The 19,551-nt window shown below is 68.8% G+C and carries 16 protein-coding genes; 7 read left to right on the plus strand and 9 right to left on the minus strand.

The features are described 5' to 3' along the window. Window positions 1-100: 100 nt before the first annotated feature. The 8 genes from ACIBI9_RS59590 to ACIBI9_RS59625 all read right to left on the minus strand — a co-directional run bounded on the left by ACIBI9_RS59590 (window position 101) and on the right by ACIBI9_RS59625 (window position 11,097). Entirely contained in the window at window positions 101-895 is a 795-nt protein-coding gene (locus tag ACIBI9_RS59590) for a tetratricopeptide repeat protein (RefSeq protein ID WP_397236660.1), read from the minus strand. Between the two features lie 651 nt (window positions 896-1,546). Then, window positions 1,547-2,377, minus strand: a complete 831-nt coding sequence (locus ACIBI9_RS59595; RefSeq protein ID WP_397236662.1) for an NAD-dependent epimerase/dehydratase family protein — start codon at window positions 2,375-2,377, stop codon at window positions 1,547-1,549. 4 nt (window positions 2,378-2,381) lie between these two features. Then, window positions 2,382-4,574: an FAD-dependent oxidoreductase gene (locus ACIBI9_RS59600; protein WP_397236664.1), complete on the minus strand. Its 2,193-nt coding sequence runs from the start codon at window positions 4,572-4,574 to the stop codon at window positions 2,382-2,384. Further along, window positions 4,571-6,811, minus strand: coding sequence for a hypothetical protein (locus ACIBI9_RS59605; RefSeq protein WP_397236666.1), 2,241 nt, complete (start codon window positions 6,809-6,811; stop codon window positions 4,571-4,573). Before ACIBI9_RS59605 ends, ACIBI9_RS59600 begins: the two co-directional genes overlap by 4 nt. A gap of 19 nt (window positions 6,812-6,830) precedes the next feature. Further along, the gene (locus ACIBI9_RS59610; protein ID WP_397236668.1) at window positions 6,831-7,682 is read right to left on the minus strand and encodes a carbohydrate ABC transporter permease; all 852 of its coding nucleotides are present in this window, start codon (window positions 7,680-7,682) and stop codon (window positions 6,831-6,833) included. Continuing rightward, window positions 7,679-8,524, minus strand: a complete 846-nt coding sequence (locus tag ACIBI9_RS59615) for a carbohydrate ABC transporter permease (RefSeq protein WP_397236670.1) — start codon at window positions 8,522-8,524, stop codon at window positions 7,679-7,681. Before ACIBI9_RS59615 ends, ACIBI9_RS59610 begins: the two co-directional genes overlap by 4 nt. 77 nt (window positions 8,525-8,601) lie before the next feature. Then, window positions 8,602-9,969, minus strand: a complete 1,368-nt coding sequence (locus ACIBI9_RS59620) for an ABC transporter substrate-binding protein (RefSeq protein ID WP_397236672.1) — start codon at window positions 9,967-9,969, stop codon at window positions 8,602-8,604. A 156-nt stretch (window positions 9,970-10,125) separates the two neighbouring features. After that, the gene (locus ACIBI9_RS59625) at window positions 10,126-11,097 is read right to left on the minus strand and encodes a LacI family DNA-binding transcriptional regulator (RefSeq protein ID WP_397236674.1); all 972 of its coding nucleotides are present in this window, start codon (window positions 11,095-11,097) and stop codon (window positions 10,126-10,128) included. A 168-nt stretch (window positions 11,098-11,265) separates the two neighbouring features. Between ACIBI9_RS59625 and ACIBI9_RS59630 the strand changes: the two genes are divergently transcribed. Beyond that, window positions 11,266-12,402 carry a mandelate racemase/muconate lactonizing enzyme family protein gene (locus ACIBI9_RS59630; RefSeq protein WP_397236676.1) on the plus strand — a complete coding sequence of 379 codons (1,137 nt, stop codon included), beginning with the start codon at window positions 11,266-11,268 and terminating at the stop codon, window positions 12,400-12,402. A 47-nt stretch (window positions 12,403-12,449) separates the two neighbouring features. Here the strand turns inward: ACIBI9_RS59630 and ACIBI9_RS59635 are convergent, their stop codons facing one another. Next, window positions 12,450-12,830, minus strand: a complete 381-nt coding sequence (locus ACIBI9_RS59635; protein ID WP_397236678.1) for a hypothetical protein — start codon at window positions 12,828-12,830, stop codon at window positions 12,450-12,452. A 703-nt stretch (window positions 12,831-13,533) separates the two neighbouring features. Between ACIBI9_RS59635 and ACIBI9_RS59640 the strand changes: the two genes are divergently transcribed. The 6 genes from ACIBI9_RS59640 to ACIBI9_RS59665 are packed head-to-tail and all read left to right on the plus strand — an operon-like array spanning window position 13,534 to window position 19,506. Beyond that, window positions 13,534-14,841 carry an extracellular solute-binding protein gene (locus ACIBI9_RS59640; protein ID WP_397236680.1) on the plus strand — a complete coding sequence of 436 codons (1,308 nt, stop codon included), beginning with the start codon at window positions 13,534-13,536 and terminating at the stop codon, window positions 14,839-14,841. Next, window positions 14,841-15,770, plus strand: coding sequence for a carbohydrate ABC transporter permease (locus tag ACIBI9_RS59645; protein WP_397236682.1), 930 nt, complete (start codon window positions 14,841-14,843; stop codon window positions 15,768-15,770). The genes ACIBI9_RS59640 and ACIBI9_RS59645 overlap by 1 nt, the downstream gene beginning before the upstream one ends. A gap of 29 nt (window positions 15,771-15,799) precedes the next feature. Then, window positions 15,800-16,177 (plus strand): hypothetical protein, encoded by a 378-nt coding sequence (locus tag ACIBI9_RS59650; RefSeq protein WP_397236684.1) that lies wholly within the window; start codon window positions 15,800-15,802, stop codon window positions 16,175-16,177. Beyond that, window positions 16,161-16,661 (plus strand): carbohydrate ABC transporter permease, encoded by a 501-nt coding sequence (locus ACIBI9_RS59655; RefSeq protein ID WP_397236686.1) that lies wholly within the window; start codon window positions 16,161-16,163, stop codon window positions 16,659-16,661. Before ACIBI9_RS59650 ends, ACIBI9_RS59655 begins: the two co-directional genes overlap by 17 nt. A 3-nt stretch (window positions 16,662-16,664) precedes the next feature. After that, window positions 16,665-18,263, plus strand: coding sequence for a hypothetical protein (locus ACIBI9_RS59660; protein ID WP_397236688.1), 1,599 nt, complete (start codon window positions 16,665-16,667; stop codon window positions 18,261-18,263). Then, the gene (locus ACIBI9_RS59665) at window positions 18,256-19,506 is read left to right on the plus strand and encodes an alpha-L-fucosidase (protein WP_397236690.1); all 1,251 of its coding nucleotides are present in this window, start codon (window positions 18,256-18,258) and stop codon (window positions 19,504-19,506) included. The genes ACIBI9_RS59660 and ACIBI9_RS59665 overlap by 8 nt, the downstream gene beginning before the upstream one ends. Window positions 19,507-19,551: the final 45 nt, after the last annotated feature.

Consider the following 19,551-nt stretch of genomic DNA (forward strand, 5'->3'; position numbering starts at 1 on the left):
CGAGATCGCTTATCCGGGAAGGATCAAGTAAATCAGATAAAGAGCACTCTTCGTTACTCAGAGTAGGACTTTACACACTTCAGGTGACAAGCTCCCTTTGTCAGATGCCTTCTGGTAGGCGGTGGCGAGGTTGTTGCGGGATCAGGGTGATGGGGTGGGCGTCGCCCAGTATCCGCGCCTGATCCGCCAGCGTGGTCTCGTGCAGCGGGATGGCGCGGCGTAGGTCTTCGGCCGCTCGGTAGGCGCCGGCCAGGTTGTTGCGGCAGGCCAGGGTGGCGGGGTGGCTGTCGCCGAGGGCTCGCTGGTACGCGTTGGTCGCGCGCTGGAGGTAGTCGATCGCGGAGATGATGGCGCCCTGGGTGCCGAGGAAGAGCCCGGTCTCGTTGAGCAGACGGGCGGTGTCCTGGGGGTCAGTGGCGGAGGGCGCGTGCTCGGTCAGGGCGGCGACGTGGGGCAGGAATGTCCGCCAGGCAGGCCAGTCGTCCGGGTGTACGGGCCAATCGGGCAGGGTGCGGTTGAGCAAGGTGGTGGCCTGCTTGCGGCAGGTGTCGATGTCGCCGCGTTGGCGGTGGGGATCGGTGGCGTCGGGGGTGCGGGCGACGGCTTGGACGAGCCGGTGCACCGTGATGCCGGTCTCGTACAAGCTGATCATGTTGTAGGCGGCCAGGCTGTTCAGCGCCTGCTGCAGATCCGGTGCGGGGACGTCCAAGGCGCCCGGCAAGGTCCGGGGGATAGCGTCGGCGCCGTACCAGGCCAGGGGCCGCAGCAGCTGTCCGGCCCGCGGAGCGTCGGTCAGCCGGTCCAGGGTCAGGCGCCGGATTCGGGCGATGGTCCGCTCGGTGTCCGAGCCGCGAGCGGTCCGGCGCGATCGGGTAGCCCAGGCGAGCCGACTCACCCTGGGTGCTCCCGCGCCATCCGCACAACCAGTGCCTTGACCGGCCGGCGGGTGGAGGGCCGTCCTGGGCGCCGCTTGTCGGTGAAGGTCCACTTACGCCAGCGTAGGATCGTCGCCGGGGTGACGGGGAGCAGTTCCGCTCACCGGCGGCGGTGGATCAGCTGCGACAATGCCGTAAGCCAGAGCCGGTCGGCGCCTTGCGATGGTCGCCGTCACCGCCCTGATCACGCAGGAAACCCCAGTTCACAACACGAAACCGTGTTTTCGAGCGGGACACCCCCGCCCGCTTCACCCGCGAAGCCCACAGCGTGGCCTACAGCCCGGACGAAACCCTGGTGGCCGCCGGCGACGGCAGCGTTCGGCTGTGGAACACCCGCACCTACCAGCCGTAGGTCACCCTCACCGGCCATCAGAGCCCGGTCGTCGGCATCGCATTCCACCCCCGCGAAGCGATGCCGGCCAGCGCCGGGCGTCGACGGAACGGTCAGGTTGTGGGACCTTGACCTCCGCCGCGCCCCGCGAAGACGCCTGCGCCCGCGCCCTGCCTGCCCGGAAGAGCACAACGGCGGCCGACGCCTTGCTGGCGAGGGACCGGGCCGGCTACGCACCCCGCGCCCACCCGATCCCGGCCACCTGCGCATAGGTTCACCGTCACACGTGAAATTCCGCGCTGAAGCCGAGAACGCCGGTCGCCCTGGTCAGGTTCAGGGGGACCGTGCGGCCTGGCAGCGGACGGCGGATCTCGGTCGTGGGATGGAAATGGCGGAGCAGATCCTCGGTGGGGTGGGAGACGAGGGTTTCCGGGGCCGCCACGGTGATGACGTGGCAGCCGCCGAGGGCGAGGCCGAGCAGGCACGCCCGGGCCGCGTCCCGGGTTTCGAGGTAGGCCCACAGGCCGGCCGCGTGCAGGCCGGGGTCCAGCTCGCACCTCCCCGCGAAGTCGAGGAGGCGCTCGTCGAAGCCGCCGACGTACGGCAGGCGCAGGGCGGTCACCGACATGCGGTGGCGTCGCGACATCATCTGGGCGGTCAGCTCGTCGACCTGCTTGGACAGCGCGTAGGGATCCTCGGAAAGGGACGGCTGCTCCTCGTCCACCGGGGCGTACCGCGGGTGGAGGGTGCGCGCGGCGAAAGGAAGGCCCGAGATCGCCGTGCTGCTGGCCGTGCACACCTGCCTGATCCCGGCCCGGCCCGCCTGTTCCAGCACGGTGAAGGTGGCCTGGGTGTTGGCAGCGAAGACCTCCTCGGCCGGATGCCGTTCGGGGGTGGGGATCGCCGCGAGATGGATCACGGCGTCCGCCCCCTTGAGAGCCTTCCGTACGGCGTGCGAGTCCGTCGCGGATCCCGCGACGACCAGCTCGGCCTTCAGATCTCCCGGATCTTCCAGCACGAGGGCGTTGGCCGTGATCCCCTGCTGCCCGAGCAGGTCGAGGACGGCCCGGCCGATACGGCCGGCGGCGCCGGTGACCAGGACACGCTTCATGCGTCTACTCATACACGCGAACCGCCACGACATGGGCGTACGGGGTCCCGTTGCCGGCGTCCACCACGATCCTCAGCGCGTCGGTGGTGACCGGCTCGAGGTCGTGGACGTTGCGGCGCCGCCGGTTGTCGCGCACCTCGGACACCGTCCGCCAGCCGCCGCCCTGCCGCACCTCCAACCGGTAGTCGCGGACCAGCGTCGGCATGACCTCGAACGGCGTGCGGTGGTGGTGCAGGTTGATCAGGTCCTCGTTCACGTCGTCGTCGGCCAGCACGTCGACGCGGCCGATCGTCACCGGCGAGGGCCAGGACAGTTCGAGGGTGGCGGGCAGCCGGTCCGACACCCACATGTGGGGCCCCGCGTGCGGGCGCTGGAAGCCGTCGATCGCCTTGGACGGCGCGAAGGCCTCGGTCGGGCCGGTCCGATGGCAGAACGTACGGCGCAGCAGGCCCGAGTCGGACCACTCCCGCAGCAGTTGGGGTGCCTCGTCCTGGGGGCGCAGCGGAACCCGGGTCAGGCAGAGCACGCCGGGGGTGGGCCGGTCGGCGACGTGGAGGGCGAGGTCGGGGTTCGCGTGGATCAGGAGGAACGCGTTCTGCGCCCGAGCAGGCCGGAACGACAGATCCACGCGGACCCACTGGTTCTTCCCCGGTTCCACCGGAACGGTGTGCGAGGCGATCAGGTCCCGCGGCACGTAGTTCTGGCCCAGCATCGGATCGTAGAGGTCCACGATCAGCTCCGCCCCGGCCGCCGCGTCGAGCATGAGCTCCACCGAGTCCAGGGCCGGGTCGACGGGCAGGATCAGGCCGGCGTCCGCCTCCAGCGGCCAGGTCTCGGCCGAGGTCTCCACCTCCAGCCGGGACAACGCGCTCGACGCGGCGGCGGTGGCCGCACGAGCGAGATCGGCGGGATCCTCGTACGGCAGGCCGATGATCGAGCCGTCCTCCCGCAGGAGGGTCGTCCGCAGAGCGCGCACGTCCAGTTCCCGGGGGGAGACGCCGTCGGCGACGCACAATGCGGCCGCCGTGCCGGCTGCCTGGCCGATTGTGGCGCAGGTGGCCATGACCCTGGTCGAACCGAACGCCACGTGCGACGCCGAGATGTTCCGCCCGGCCATGAGCAGGTTGGGCACGTTCTGCGAATAGATGGACCGGTACGGGATGTGGTAGATCCCGTCGGCGTAGCGCTGCTTCGCGCCGTCCTCCTTCGCGTACATGCCCTGCGGCGGGTGCAGGTCGATCGACCATCCGCCGAAGGCGATCCGGTCCTCGAAGGGCGTCTGGCCCAGCACGTCATGCTGGGTGAGCACATGGTCGCCGAGGAAGCGGCGGTACTCCCGCTTGCCGGGCAGCGCGCCCACCCACTCCAGGGTCATGGTCTCGGCGTCGAACTTCCCCGAGTTCTTGATGTAGTCCCAGATGCCGTAGATGACCGACCACAGCTCGTCCCGGATGCGGTCGTTGTCGTGCACGGTGTCCAGCTCGCCGCCGAACTCGATCCACCAGTAGGCGCAGCCGTTGTCGCCCGCCCTGATGATCCGCCGCTCGGGGATCGAGGTCTCGGTGATGTCCTTGGCGAAGCCCGGCGGGACGTAACGGACCGGCTCGCCCGCGTCCTTGGTGTAGAAGAGCAGCGTGCTGCCGAGCGTGATGTCGTCGGGCACCTCGGGCGCCCACGGCTCGCCGTGCTCCGCGCGCCCCTCACGGCCGATCCGGTGGCGGGCGCCGGCCAGGTGGCCGACCAGCCCGTCCCCGGTGCAGTCCAGGAAGATCGGCGACTCGAAGGTGATCAGCCGTTCCGAGCCCATCATCCAACCGGCCACGGAGTCGATCCGCCCCGCCGAGCACGACACCTCCCGTACGTCGGTGTTGAGGAAGAGCGCGATGTTCGGCTCCTGCCGCACCAGGTCGAGGACGGTCGTGTCCCAGAAGTACGGATTGCCGTGCGGGTTCCGGTACTGGTTCTCCAGGAAGAGCTCGCCCATGATGCCGCCCTCGCGGGCGTTGTGGTTCTTGCCGTGGCCGGTCGCCCCGACCACCCAGACCCGTACCTCGCTGCTGGAGTTGCCGCCGAGCACGGGCCGGTTGGTGACGAGGGCGACCGTACGGCCCAGCCGGGCCGCGGCGACGGCGGCGTTGACGCCGGCCAGGCCGCCGCCGACCACGGTCACGTCGCGGGAAAGGGTTTCCGATCTCATAGCTCCAGCCCGTAGTAGAGACGCGGGGCGCCGTCCAGGGTGACCCGCACGCGGCGACCGTCGGCGGTGATGGTGCGTTCCTGCCCGATGCAGTCGATCTCCCGGACCGTCTGCCCGGAGGTCTTCAGCGACAGGGAGGTTTTGGTGGGCCAGCTGTCCTCCCAGGCCTCGGGATGCGGATACCACTGGTCCTCACCATGGTCCCGGTTGAGGATGTAGCCGTCCTTGCGGCTCCACAGGACGGCCAGCTTGCCCCGCGGCGTGTCGAACAGCAGGCCCTTCAGATCGGGGTCGGCGAAGGTGAGCCAGCGCTTGAAGGTCGCGCCCTCCAGGTGGCGCGTGGCCGTGGCGAAGGCGAGCAGGGTGGGTTTGATGCTCGTGTCGCGGTTCAGCAGCCCGTGGTGGTATTCGACGTTGTTCGGGTCCGCCTCCTGCGGGTGATGGATGGTGCTGTCGTGCGGCTGGTACCAGTTGACCCCGTCCACCCCTTCCGACAGGCAGAGGGCGAGCTGCAGGAGCGTGTTCTCCGCGGCCTGGCGGATCGTGTCGTTCCACCAGGCGTTGGGCCGGGTGCAGGCGTAGGCCTCGGTCAGCCACAGCTCCTTGTCCCCGCCGTACTCGTCCAACGTCTGCCTGGCCTTGCGCAACGAGCCGAGGAAGTTCCAGTAGGACCCGTTGGAGCCCTGCTCCCACTCCTCCGGCGGCGGGGCGTAGTCGGCGGTGAAGTTGCCGCGGCCCGGGTGGAAGGCGAACGCGTCGATCAGGTCCCAGCCGCCGGCCGCGTGGAAGTTGGCCGTCCACCGGTAGTCCATGCCGCCGAGGCCGCAGTTCATCAGCTTGATGCCGGAGTCCTTGAGCCGGTCGTGGATCGGCTTCAGACCGTCGCGCACGTATTCGGCCGCCTTCTGCCCCGACATCCAGGGCTGGTTCAGCTCGTTGGCCACCTCGAAGTAGGTCGCGCCGGACTCGCGGGCGATCCTGGCGCGGTCGTCCGCCCAGGCGGCGACCTGCTCCGCCGTGCCGTTATAGATCACCCCACCGAGCTGGACGTTGTGCCCGATGCCCAGCGCGTCGAGTTCGGCGGGCGGGATGCCCGGCGCGCCGTCGTAGGCGATGCGCACCCACTTGACGCCGATCTTCTGCATCAACCGGCCGACCTGCTCCTTGTCCGGGACAAGCAGCCAGGTGTAGTTGGAGATGCCGAAGAGGCCCTCGCTCTGGTAGGCGTGCGGCTTCAGCGTGGCCAGGTTGGTGCGCGCGAACGCCTCCTCGCCACCCGAGGCGGCCTTGACCTCGACGAACACGATGCCCTGCGAGGGCGCCGGCACGGTGAGCGCCTCGGTCCAGGCGCCGCTGGCTTCCACGGTCCTGTCGAGGCGGCCGCCGCCGAGCACGGCGCCGTTGAAGTCGCGCGCCCACCAGGTGAGGCTCACCGGCTTGGGCGCGCCGCCGCCGTTGACCACCTGGGCGTTCACGGCCAGGGCCGCGCCCGGCTCGTAGAGGCCGAAAGGCTGGTCGCTCCACACGTCCACGCCGAGCGGCGCGGCGGTCGCCACGGCGTTGGCCGCGCCCGGCCGCATGTCGCCGAGGACCAGCTCGACCTGGGTCGCCCCATCCTCGCCCGCGGGTGCGTGCATCCAGGTGGCGTTGGTGAAGGCAGGCCTTGAGCTCCACAGCCGGAAGTAGGCTCGGGTGTCCGCCCAGGTTTCCTGATAGAGCGAGCCGGCGTTGACCTCGTACGGCACGCCGCCACGCGCGTCCTTGGTCCAGGCGGTGGCGGGCACGTACTTCTCGGGCGCCGTGTTGCCGATCAGGGTGCGGGAGAACATGTAGCCGCCGGGAGTCAGCGTGGCGCTGCCGCTCACCTCCCACTTCAGGCTCGCCCGGCGGGCGGCCACGGTGAACGTGCCGCGCACGGTCACCGCCGAGGCGCTTGCCGACATCTTGTAGACGACCTGGAGGGCTGGCTGCCCGTCCACGGTGGTCAGGCTCGGCGTGCCGCCGAACGTACGCTGCTGCCCGAGCACGCTGTCCTTGATCATGAAGTGGCCGATCCTGAGACGATCGGTTCCCGAACCGTCGCGGACCACGATCGAGCCGTCGGCCTCGGCGACAAGAGCGATGCCGTCGGCCGAGATCGACAGGCCGTCCGCCTGGGCGGGGGCGGCGGTGAGAGCGGAGGCCGCGCCGGTCAGCGCGGCGGCCTGGAGGAGGGTACGGCGGGAGACTTCAGGCACGGGGGTCTGCCTTTCGTGATTAGCCTTTGACACCGGTGAAACCGAGCCCGGCGACGACGTACTTCTGGAAGACCAGGAACAGCAGGACCGGCGGGGCCAGCGCCATCGCCATGCTGGCGATCAGCACGTCCTGCGGCGCCTGGTCGGCCAGCGTGGCCAGGGCCACACTGACGGGCTGCTTGTCCGGGTCGGTGATGGCCACGAGCGGCCAGATGAAGTCCTTCCAGCTGTGCATGATCGCGATCAGGCTGATGACGGCCAGGATCGGGCGGCTCATCGGCAGCACGATCCTGGTCAGGAGCTGCCAGGAGTTGGCGCCGTCCACCTTGGCGGCGGCGAAGAGCTCCGGCGGCAGCGCGTCGAAGAAGCGCTTGGCCAGCAGGACGTTGAAGGCGCTGGCCCCCGCGGGCAGCCAGATCGACCAGTAGGAGTCGACGAGGCCCAGGTCGATGATGGTCAGGAAGAGGCTGGCCATCGAGACCGTGTAGGGGACGAACATCGTGGCCAGGATCGCGCCGTAGATCAGCCTGCCGAGCCTGGGCTTCAGCACCGACAGGGAGTAGCCGGCGGTGATCGCCACGACCAGCTGGACGGCCCATGAGCCGCCGACGACCTGGAGCGTGTTGAGCAGGTAGTGGCCGATGCCCAGATCGTTCCAGGCGGTGCCGAAGTTCTCCGGCCGGGGGTCGCCCGGCCAGAGTTCGAGCGGCTTGGCGATCAGGTCGGTGGCGGGGGAGACCGCGCCCTTGACGGTCATGTAGAGCGGGCCGATGCCGATCACCAGGAGAAGCGCGAGGGTGAGCCACTGTACCGCGCGCACGGCCGCCCTGACCGCCGGGCGGCGCTCCTCGACGGGGGAGATCAGGCTCATGAGGAGCTCCAGGCGCGGGTGGCCCGCAGGTAGATCGCCGACATGAGGCCCAGGAAGATCGCCAGGAGGAAGGCGAGCGCGGCGGCCTGGCCGTAGGCGCCGTCCCGGAAGGCGTACCTGAAGATCAGCAGGAGGATCGTGAGCGTGCTGTTCTCCGGGCCGCCGTCGGTGAAGACGTAGGGCTCGGTGAACACCTGCGTGGTGCTGACCAGCTGGAGGAGGAGCAGCAGGCCGATGGTGGGGCGGAGCTGGGGCAGGGTTATGTGCCACAGCCTGCGCCCGATCGACGCGCCGTCCATCTGCGCCGCCTCGTAGAGCTCCGAGGGGATGGTCACCATGGCGGCGAGGTAGATGAGAACCGTGCTGCCCATCCAGGCCCAGGTCGACTGGATGACCAGGCTGAGCATCGCGGTCCTGGGCGACTCCAGCCAGGGGAAGGGGCCCACGCCGATCAGGCCCAGCAACTCGTTGAACAGGCCGTGCCCGGGATCGTAGAACCACTTCCACAGCAGGATCGCCACCACCGGCGGGATCACCACCGGGAGATAGACCAGGAAGCGGTAGACCCCGGCGCCCTTCCGCACCGTCGACATGACGGTGGCCAGGATCAGCGGCGCCGGAAACCCGATGAGCAGTCCCAGCCCGACGAACAGCAGGGTGTTCGCGATCGCCGTGTAGAGCAGCGGGTCCCGGCCGAGCGCGGTGAAGTTGTCCAGCCCCACCCACGTGGCCGGGTCGACCAGGTTCGTCTCCTGGAAGGAGATCAGCAGCCCGCGGATCATCGGCCAGTAGGAGAACACGCCGAAGGCGACGAAGGCCGGGACGAGGAAGAGGAACGCCATGACGGAGTTCCCCCGTCTGCCGGCGCGTGGGGCGACCGTCACCGCCGGCTCGCGGCGAGCGAGGCGCGGGGCGAGCGTCACTGCCGGCTCGCGGCGAGCTTGGCGTTCACGTCGGTTTCGGCCTTGGTGAGGAGGGCGTCGACGTCGGCGTCCCGGTCGGTCAGTACGGCCTGCACCACGCTGTCGAGCACGGCGTAGACGGCCTGGGCCTGCACCGGGGGTTCGGCGCGGAGCTGGAGCTTGGGGGTGCCCTCGATCCACGGCCGGAAGTGCTCGAGCTTGACGTTCACGTACGGCTTGACGGCTTCGTCGATCTTGGCCTGCTGGGCTTCGTCGAACATCGGCAGCGTCGGCACGCCCACGGCGGCGTTCGGGGCGGCCGCCAGCGCCTTGGCCCGTTCGGCGGCGGCGCCGGTGTCGTACTGCGGCTGGGCGTAGGCGAACAGCAGCCACTTGACGGCCGCGGCCGTCTTCTCGGCGGAGGCCGACTTGGGCACCATGTAGACGTCACCGCCGGTCAGCGTGGCGTTCCCGCCCGCCTGCGGGAGCGGCCCGATGCCGAACGCGTCGATGTTCGGCATGCCGTAGGTCATCTTGGCCAGCCGGTACGTGCCGGGCGTGCCCAGGTACATCCCGATCTCGCCGGCGGCGAACCGCTTGATCACGTCGTTCTGGTCGTTGAGCTGGTTGTCACCCATGGAGTCGTCGGTCCAGCGCATCTCCTTGAGCAGGGTCAGCGCCCGCTTGGTCGGGTCGGCGTTGAAGGCCGCCACCCACGTGTCGCCGGCGGGTTTCTCCATCTCGCCGCCGAAGGTGTAGGTCAGCTTGGTGAGCTGCCAGCCGCCCTGGTTGTTCTTGGACTCGTGCACGAACCCGGCCTTGCCGGTCTTCTCGGCGATCCGCTTGGCCTGGGCCCGAACCTCATCCCAGGTCGTCGGCGGCTTGTCGGGATCGAGGCCCGCCTTCGCGAACAGCTCCCGGTTGTAGACGAGTCCCATCGCGAAGGGCGATTGGGGCACGCCGTACACCTCACCGGCAGGGTCGCTCAGCGGCCGCAGGACCTGCGGGTTGAACTCCTTGTAGTGCGGCCACTTGGCCAGCTCCGCGGCCAGCGGCTTGACCTGCTTGCGGGCGATGAGCCCCTGCGGCTCGGTGAGCGGCACCTTGATCACGTCCTCGACCTTGCCGCCGGCCAGTTTGGCGGAGAACGTCAGCGGGTCGTAGGCGGCCGGGGAGCCTTCAACGGCGATGCCGGGATTCTGCTTCTCGAAGTCGGCGACCATCTTCTCGAACGCGGCCAGACTCGGCTTGTCGGTCGCCGGCGGCATGCCCTGGACCCTGAGGGTGATGGTGCCGGACTCCTGCCCGGCACCGGAGGACGATCCGCATGCGGCGACGGCCGTGGCCAGGACGGCCACGCCGAGGGAGGCGGTGATCTTCTTCATCTGAACTCCCGCGTTCAGGTCATAGCATCAAAAAGGGTGTTAAAGACGGCAGGGTGGGACGGTGGAACGGCATGCCGTACCACGGGGTTGTCGGTGAGTGGCGGACGGTACCGCGGGGTTGCCGATGATCGGCGGACGGTACCGCGAGGTCTTCGGTCAGCTGTGGACGGGACCGGTCGAGGATCTGGGGATGAGCCGGGAGCCGATCTCCACGACGCGCCCGCCGCCCCGCCCGCCGATGGTGTCGAGCAGGAGGTCGGCGGCCTGGGTGGCGAGCTCCTCGGCCGAGATGCGGATGGTGGTCAGCGACGGGGTGGCGGTCTCGGCGAGCAGCGTGTCGTCTATGCCGATCACGCTGACGTCGCGCGGCACGTCGACGCCCAGCTTGGCGAGCTGGTGCAGCACACCGAGCGCGACCAGGTCGTTGTGGGCGAGCACCGCGGTGGCGTCGGCGGAGGTGACCAGGGTGGCGGCGTGCACGCCGGTCTCGAAGCGCGGCTCGTAGGGGCCGAGCTCGACGAGGGACAGGTCGTGCGCCTCGAACGCCTCTCTTATCGACTTGCCGCGGCTGAGCTCGGGCCGCGAGCCGTTGATGAAGACACACCTGGTGTGGCCGTAGGCCTTCAGGTGCTCGGCCGCCTGGGAGATGCCGGCGGTCAGGGAGATCCGGATCTCCGGGATGCCGGGCACCTGCCGGTTCACCAGGACCACCGGCATGGTCTCCGCCAGCTCGCCCAGCCTGTCCTCCGAGAGGGTGGAGGCCCACAGGATCATGCCGTCGACCCGCTTGGAGACCGCGGCAATGGTCTCCAGCTCGTCGGACTCCCGCTCGTCGGTGTCGGCGGCCAGCACGGTGTAGCCGAGCCTGCGGGCCCGGGCCTGCATCGCCTTGAAGATGGGCGGGAAGAACGGGTTGGCGATGTCGGGGATGATCAGCCCGAGAGACTCGGTCTTCCCGCCACGCAGTGAGCGGGCCGCCGGGTTGGGCGCGTACCCCAGTTTCGCGGCCGCGTCCCGGATGCGCTGCAAGGTCTGGGGCTGTACCTGATCGGGGGCGGTGAACGCGCGAGAGACCGTCGAGACCGACACCCCGGCCGCCTGCGCCACCTGCCTGATCGTCACTGCCACGCTGTCCTCCTCGTACCGGTACGGAGGATGGTTGCAAACGTTCCCGGAAGCGTCAAGAGCGTTTCCCCGCGGTCACCAACCTGTTAAATCCGCTCTGGCTAACGCCGCAAGAAGGATGCATGATTGAGTTCCTGAGAATCCCGGTAACGTTCTCATAGGAGTTCATCTGTGAAGATCACTGGTTGGGAAGTGCTCACGCTGCCCGAGCACGGCGACAGCATGATGCTGGTCGTCGTCGACACCGACGAGGGCGTGCACGGCATCGGCGAGGTGGGCATCCGCTCGCGGCAGAAAGCGGTCTCGGGGGCGATCGAGCACCTGGGCGAACTCCTGCTGGGCGAGGATCCCACCAGGATCGAGCACCTGTGGCAGGTGATGTTCCGCCGGGGCTTCTTCCCGGCCGATCGCATCCTGTCGTCCGCCATAGCCGCCATCGACGTGGCGCTGTGGGACATCCGGGGCAAGACGCTTGAAGCGCCGGTCTACGACCTGTTCGGGGGACGGACGCGTGACCACGTCCCCGCCTACGCCCACCTGGGCGACGACTACTACGACCTCGAGGCGTTCCTGGACCGGGCGCGGGCGCTCGTCGCGGAAGGCTGGCGGCACCTTCGCTTCGCCGTGCCCCATGACGAGGACGGCACCCTGGACCAGCGGGCCTCGATGCGGTGGGGCATCGACCTGTTCCATGCCGTACGGCAGGCCGTGGGCGACGACGTGGAGCTGATCCTCGACGTGCACACGCGGCTCGACCTGCCCGAGGCCGTGACATTGTGCCGCGAGATCGAGGCGGCCAAGCCGTACTTTGTGGAGGACCCGCTGCGGTGCGAGAGCCTGGAGGTGTACCGGTCGTTGAGATCCCGCACGGCGGTGCCGCTGGCGGCGGGCGAGCAGTTCGGGTCGAAATGGGAGTTCCAGCGGCTCATCGAGCAGGACCTCATCGACTATGCCAGGGTGGACATCGCCGTGGCGGCCGGGCTCACCGAGGCCAGGAAGATCGCCGCCATGTGCGAGGCGCACTACGTCAAGCTGGCCACCCACAACCCGCTCGGCCCGGTGACGGCGGCCTCGTCGTTGCACCTGAACCTGGCTTCACCGTACATCGGAGTGCAGGAGCACCAAGCCCTGCCCGAGTTGCCGGACGTGTTCACCGCCCGGCCGGTGGTCCGAGGAGGTCGCTTCGAGATCCCCGACCTGCCCGGCCTCGGCGTCGACATCGACCGGGCCGAGGCCCGGAAATATCAGGCCATCGCCGCTGAACGCCCTCACCTGCGCACCCGTGACGGCGCCTTCACCAACTGGTGAGGGTTCTTGCTCGCGAACACTCCCGACCTAGCCGGCGGCGCGTGCGGTCAGCCGTGCGCCCTTGGCGTTGAGGAACAGGGCTCGGTGTCGTCGGCGCGAGGCCAGGTGGGGCGCTCGTCGAGCCAGAGCCGCAGTTCGGTGCGGAGTTTGGGGTCGATGTCGATTTCGCGGAACTTGCCGCCCTTGCCGTACAGCCGCAGCTTGCCCTTGCGGGCCGACAGCAGGATGTCGTCGAGGCGGACGACCTCGCTGATGCGGGCGTGTTCTTGGGCAGTTCTTCCCGGCTGACGTTGGCCTTGCCCAGGCCCAGGCGGGTGCAGAAGTCGTCCAGCGCGATGTAGACGCGGCTGCGCTTGGCGGGGCCGTCGCGCGGCAGCCGTCTCGGCCGACAGCGGCGCGTGCTCCAGCGCGGTGGCGTACTCGCTCACGACGGTGCCGTAGGCGGGCGGGCCCCGGGACGGCGCTTCGTAATCTCGGAAGCGGATCCGGGCTGAGGCCCGCGCGGATGCACGACACCTTCTTCGGCCCATGGACGCTCGCAAAGGTCGCGCCCGCTTCCGCGCCGACTGTGCGCCTGCCGAAAATTCCATCCAGGCAGGTCAAGCGGCATGTGAGTACTCGTGGAGGACGCCGCCGAGCCGGTCTCTCCGGATCTGTGATCGGATCGGGTGCGGTGCGCAGCGGGGCCGCTTGGTGCAGGGCTTGATGTGCTCGGTGCTGGTTGTAGAACCGTTCGTACTCGCGCAGGGCGCGACATCGAGGCCTTCCTGCTTGAGGATCTTCCAGACCGTGGATGGTGCGACCTTGGTGCCGGGCGTGGCGAGCTCACCATGCTCCAGCCGATATCCCCAGCCCGGGTTCTCGCGGACCAGGCGCAGGATGAGAGCGCGGAGGGAGCGGACCGTGGGCGGCCGACGCCGATGCGCATGGTGACGCGGCCGGGCGGCGCCGCGGCAGCGTAGCCGGACCTTCGGCGCGAAATACATCCGACCTCCGTCCCGCGCGCATGCGGTTCACCACCATCCAGAGCCGCCAGCCTTGACCTACATCCGACGTTTCCTCTACGTTACGGGGCATATCGAAGTTGCGAAAGTTTTCGCAACTCCCTTCATTTGAGGTATGGAGTGCCGTATGCCCTCCCCCCGCCGTTCGCTCGCCACCCTCGGACTGACCACTGGTCTCATCGCCTCGACGTCAGCCTGCGGAGGTTCCTCATCGGCCGCCGACGATCTGCTCGAGGTCTGGAACCGGGCCTCGCCCGCGTCCGCCGAGGTGACCAAGAAGGTGCTGGCCGCGTTCACCGCCAAGACCGGCATCAAGACCAAGTACGTGCCGGTCCTGGACAACTGGGACGGCAAAGTGCAGGAGGCCGTCGCCGCCCGCGACCTGCCCGACATCATCATCAACGACTCAGGCATGCTCGGGACGAACGTCGGCCAAGGGCTGATCGGCCCGGTGGACCGCAACCAGATCGCGGGCCAGGGCGAGCTGCACGAACGCGCGTGGGAGCAGGCCAAGGGGTACGACGGCAAGTACTACGCGGTGCCGTACACCGTGCAGACCGTCGCCACGCTCACCAGGAAGGACTGGCGGGAGAAGGTCGGCGCCGAGGTCCCGAAGACGTGGGAGGACCTGGTCGCCCTGGCCAAGGCGTTCCAGGAGAAGGACCCGGACGGCAACGGCAAGGCCGACACGTACGGGATGGTCGTCCCGGCCTCCACCGAGCGCGGGTACGCGTCCTGGTGGGCCTCCACCTACATCTGGCAGGGCGGCGGGGAGTTCCTGACCGAGTCGGGCGGCAAGTTCACGCCTGCCATCGACCAGCCGAAGTCCGTCGAAGCCGTCAAGTGGCTGCAGAACCTCTTCTGCAAGGACAAGCTCGTCATCCCCGGCGCGCTCACCCTGGTCACCAAGGACGCCCACCCGTTCTTCGAGACCGGCAAGGCCGGCATCTACCTGACCGGCCCGTACATGTTCGGCCGGTTCGACAAGAGCCTGGGCAAGGACAAGTACGAGGTGATCCCCTCGCCGGCCGGCCCGGCAGGGGCGACCTCGATGGCCGAGGGCGAGAACATCTACCTGATGGCCGGCTCCAAGCTCCAGGACCGGCAGAAGAAGCTGGCCGAGTACCTCATCACGCCTGAGGCGCAGAAGATCGGCATGGCGGGCAACTCCGACGGTGCGATCGTCAAGCTGCCCGTGAACAAGAGCGTGGACGTGTTCACCGAACGCCAGGACGACCGTTGGACGGCCATCAAGGAGATCTACGAGAAGGACGGCAAGTACTTCCCGAACGTGCCGAACTGGCAGCCGTTCCGGCAGAAGTCGGCCGAGACGCTCAACAAGGTCTTCGCCGACTGCGGCACCGACGTGCAGGCGGCGCTGACCGAGCTGGCCGGGGGCTTCAAGACCGAGTTGGCCACACAGAAGGTCGGCTGATGACGCTCACCACGGAGCGCGCCGCCGTCGCCCCGGCGAGCCGGACCGGAACAGCGCGCAGGCGGAACGCGGCCCTGGTGCCGTGGCTCTTCCTGGCGCCCGCGCTGATCCTCTTCCTCTACTTCAAGTACATCCCGATGGCCGAGGGCATGTGGCTGAGCTTCTTCAAGGTGCAGCCGTTCCTCGGCAATGAGTGGCTGGGGCTGGAGAACTATCGCCGGGTCTTCGCCGAGGAGGCCTTCCGCGACGCCACCGCCCACACCCTGGTGTACGCGGTGGGCCAGACCGGCGGCTCGATCCTCCTCGGGTTCGTGCTCGCGCTGCTGCTGGAGGGCAGGGCCAGGACGTTGTGGTTCGTCCGTACGGCGGCCTTCCTGCCGGTCGTCACGGCGACCGCGGTGGTGGCGGAAGTGTGGCGGTTGCTGTACTTCCCCGGCGAGGAGGGCATGCTCAACACCCTGCTCGGCTGGTTCGGCAGCGACACCCAGAAGTTCCTGGACGACCCGAACGGCGCTCTGGGCTGGGTGATCCTGGTCGGGATCTGGAAGGGCGCGCCGTACGACATGATGATCATCCTGGCCGGGCTGGCCGGGATCGACCGGCAGCTCTACCAGGCGGCCGCGATCGACGGCGCGGGCCTGCTGCAGCGGATCAGGTACGTCACGATCCCCGCGCTCCGGCCGGTCGTGACGATCCTCATCATCCTGGCCTGCGTCCGCAGCCTGCGCGTGTTCACCGAGATCTACGTGCTCACCGGCGGCGGTCCGGCGGGCGCCACCGACGTGATCATGACGCGGATCTTCGCCACCGGCTTCCGTACGGGCGACATGGGCTTCGCCACCGCCGCCTCGGTGGTGCTGTTCGTGGCGACGCTGCTGCTCACGGCCGCGGTCACGCTCTACCGCAGGCGGAAGGAGCTCAATGTCTGAGACCACGCTCGCCCAGGTGAGGGAGCTCGATGTTTGACACCACGCTCGGCTGGGCCTGGGGGCGCAGGCACCCCCTGGCGTCCGCGGCCCGGATCCTCATCTACGCCGTCGTGCTCGTCGTCTTCTGCGGGCCGCTGCTGGCGATCTTCACGGGGGCGTTCGACCGGAGCAACGACCCCAGCCGGATGTCGTTGTTCCCGTCGAACCCGACGCTGGTGAACTTCGAGGTGGCGGGTGATCAGGGTCTGTGGCGGTTCTTCATGAACTCGCTGTTCATCACCGGTGGCGGGCTGCTGCTGCAGGTGACGGTGAGCGTTTTCGCCGGGTACGCGCTGGCTCGGAAGAGGTTTCGCGGGCAGGCGTTCGTGCTGGTGGCCATCCTGGCCCACGATGATGATCTCCGATGAGGTCATCGCGATCCCGCTGTCGCTGGTGCTGAACGATCTGCCGCTGCTGGGCGTCTCGCTCAGGGGGTCGCTGCTGGGCATGATCGTGCCGCTGGGCGCGTGGGGGTTCTCGATCTTCGTGATCAGCGAGTTCATGAAGGAGATCCCGGCCGAACTGGAGGAGGCCGCCCGCGTTGACGGCGCCGGTGAGCTGCGTATCTTCCTGCAGGTCATCCTGCCGTTGTGCCGTCCGGCGCTCGGCGTGATCACGATCTTCGGCTTCAACATGGTCTGGGACCAGTACCTGCTGCCGCTGATCGTGGCCGAGACCCCGGACAACTACCCGATCGGGGTGGGGTTGTCGATGTTGCGCACCAATCCGGAGATCGGGCCCGGCCCGCTGCTCGCCGGGGCGCTCGTCGCCATGTTGCCCAGCTTGATCGTCTATCTGGTCTTCCAACGTACGTTCCTGTCCGGCCTGGTGGCCGGCGCTGTGAAGGGATAGCTCTTGACTCACGATCTCAGCCGCCGCACCCTGCTGGCGGCCGGCGGCGCACTCGCGCTGACCGGCATGGCCGGGGCGCCGTCCGCCTACGCCGAGGCCGGCTCCTGGCGCTCGACGCTCGTGTACCGCAGGCACGGCAGGCTCGTCTACGCCGAGGACGCCGAGCGCAACCGCGTCCCCGACTTCAGCCACGCCGGTTACCGCAACGGTGAGCGGCCGCTCCCGCACCTGCGCGTGGTCAAGACGATCAGACCGATCGAGGGCGACAACACCGCCCACATCCAGGCCGCGCTGGACGAGATCGCGGCGCTGCCTGATCACCGGCGCGGGGCGCTGCTGCTCCTGCCGGGCCGCTACCCGGTGTCCGGGACGATCTACGTGCGCTCCAGCAGGACCGTGTTGCGTGGTTCGGGAGACGGCGAGGATCCGGCGGAGAACTCGGTCATCATGGCCACCGCCGCGGGAGCGGCGAACCGCACCGTGATCGTCGCGGGTGGCGAGGGGCCGGTGAACTGGTCGGCCTGGCGGGGCGAGGTGCCGGGCACCCGTACCGATATCGTCTCCGGCTTCGTCCAGGTGGGCGAGCGTTCGTTCGAGGTCGCCGACGCCCGCGGGCTGCGGCCCGGCGACAACGTCATCATCTTCCATCCCTGCTCGGAGGGGTGGCTGAAGGCCATCGACTACGGCGGGCACGACACCGGCCGGCCGTGGAACGTGGATGAGGAGCCCATCCTCTACAACCGCTACGTCACCGACATCCGGGGCAATCAGGTGACCGTCGACGCGCCGGTCTACAACCACCTGGACCGGTCGTTGTCTCAGTCGTACCTCTACAAGACCGATCGGGCCGGCGTGGTCACCCAGGTAGGCGTCGAGCGGCTGCGGGTGGACGTCGAGTTCACCGGCGACCCGTTCGTGGACAAGTCGGCGGTGCAGAACGCCATCCGCGTCTTCCGCGCCGAGGACGCCTGGATCCGCGACTGCACGGCACTGCGGTTCTGGCAGGTCGGGATGGAGGCGTGGGAAGCCACCCGGGTCACGGTCGACAACTGTCGCGCGTTGGAGCCGACCGGCGCGACCTCCGCGGGCGGGAACCGCTACAACTTCTGTGCCCACCCGTTCGCCCAGCTCGTGCTCTTCAAGGACTGCCACGCCACGAAGGCCAGGCACGCGTTCATCTGCAACGGTGCCGCCTCGAACTCGGGGATCGTCTTCCTGCGCGGGACCTCCGAGGAGACCTACAACACCAGCGAGGGTCATCGGCGCTGGAACACGGGCCTGCTCTTCGACGGCCACCGCGAGGTCAACCCGCATCGCACGCTGACGCTCGGCCTGTACAACCGGGGCTGGTGGGGTACGTCGCACGGCTGGTCGGCGGCCCATTCCGTGGCCTGGGGGTGCGACATGTCCGGCACCCAGATCGTCGTGCAGAAGCCGCCCACCGCACAGAACTACGTCGTCGGCGCGAGGAACGCCGTGGTGAACGCCAACGGTCCGTTCGCGCAGCCGATCGGCCACGTCGAGGGCGTCGGCGAGGCCGACCTGGAGATCCCGTCGCTGTACGCGGCCCAACTCCACGAAAGAGGTTTCCGCCATGTCTAGAACCGACACCTTCAGGGAGCGGCGTTTCGGGTTGTTCGTCCATTGGGGGTTGTACGCGCTGGCCGCCCGGCACGAGTGGGTCAAGCAGCGCGAGCGGCTCTCCGACGAGCATTACCAGCGCTATTTCGAGCACTTCGACCCCGACCTGTACGACCCGGAGGCCTGGGCGGAGGCGGCCGACCGGGCCGGGATGCGGTACACGGTGCTGACCGCCAAGCACCATGACGGGTTCTGCCTGTGGGACTCCGAGCTGACCGACTACTGCGTCAGCGGCACGCCGTACGGCAAGGATCTGATCGGGCCGTTCGTGGAGGCGTTCCGGAGGAGGGGGCTGGGCGTCGGGTTCTACTACTCGCTGCTGGACTGGCATCACCCGGACTTCCCCATCGACGGGCTGCACCCCGCGTACGTCGAGGGCGGGAACCTCCCCGAACGCGATGTCACGAAATATGCCGACTACCTGCACGGTCAGGTCGACGAACTACTGACCCGCTACGGCCCCATCGACACGCTGTGGTTCGACTTCTCCTACAGCAAGCGGATCAGGCAGGGCAAGCCGGTGTACGGCGCCAAGGGCAAGGCCGAGTGGCGCTCGGCGGAGCTCATCGAGAAGATCCGCGGCCTCCAGCCGGACATCCTGCTCAACGACCGGCTGGAACTGCCGGGCGACTTCACCACACCCGAGGCATACCAGCCGACCGGCCCCATCGGGGCGGTCTGGGAGGCGTGCCAGACCCTCAACGGGAGCTGGGGCTACTACCGGGACAACCACACCTGGAAGTCACCGGACATGCTGATCAAGATGCTGGTCGACTCGGTGTCCAAGGACGGCAACCTGCTGCTCAACGTGGGACCGAACGGCCGCGGCGAGTTCGAGCCGCGGGCGCTGGAGACGCTGCGCGAGATCGGCGACTGGATGCGGTCGCACAGCCGGTCGATCTACGGGGCGGGAGTCAGCGAGTTCGAGGCGCCCGCGGACTGCCGTTACACGCAGCGCGGCGACCGGCTGTACGTGCACGTCTTCTCGTGGCCGTTCCGGCACCTGCACCTGCCGGGGCTGGCGGGCAAGGTCCGGTACGCGCAACTGCTGAACGACGGGTCCGAGATCCGCACCTGGGCGCCGGACCCGGCGTACGACAACGGGCACGTGCACTCGATCGCGATCCCCGAGGACACGCTGACCCTGGAACTGCCCGTAGAGCCGCCGGACGTCGCCGTCCCCGTGATCGAGCTGTTCCTCTGAGGCTCCCGGCGAGCCTCCGATCAGGACTTCCGTAGAGATGGATGT

The sequence above is a fragment of the Nonomuraea sp. NPDC050451 genome (assembly GCF_044458585.1).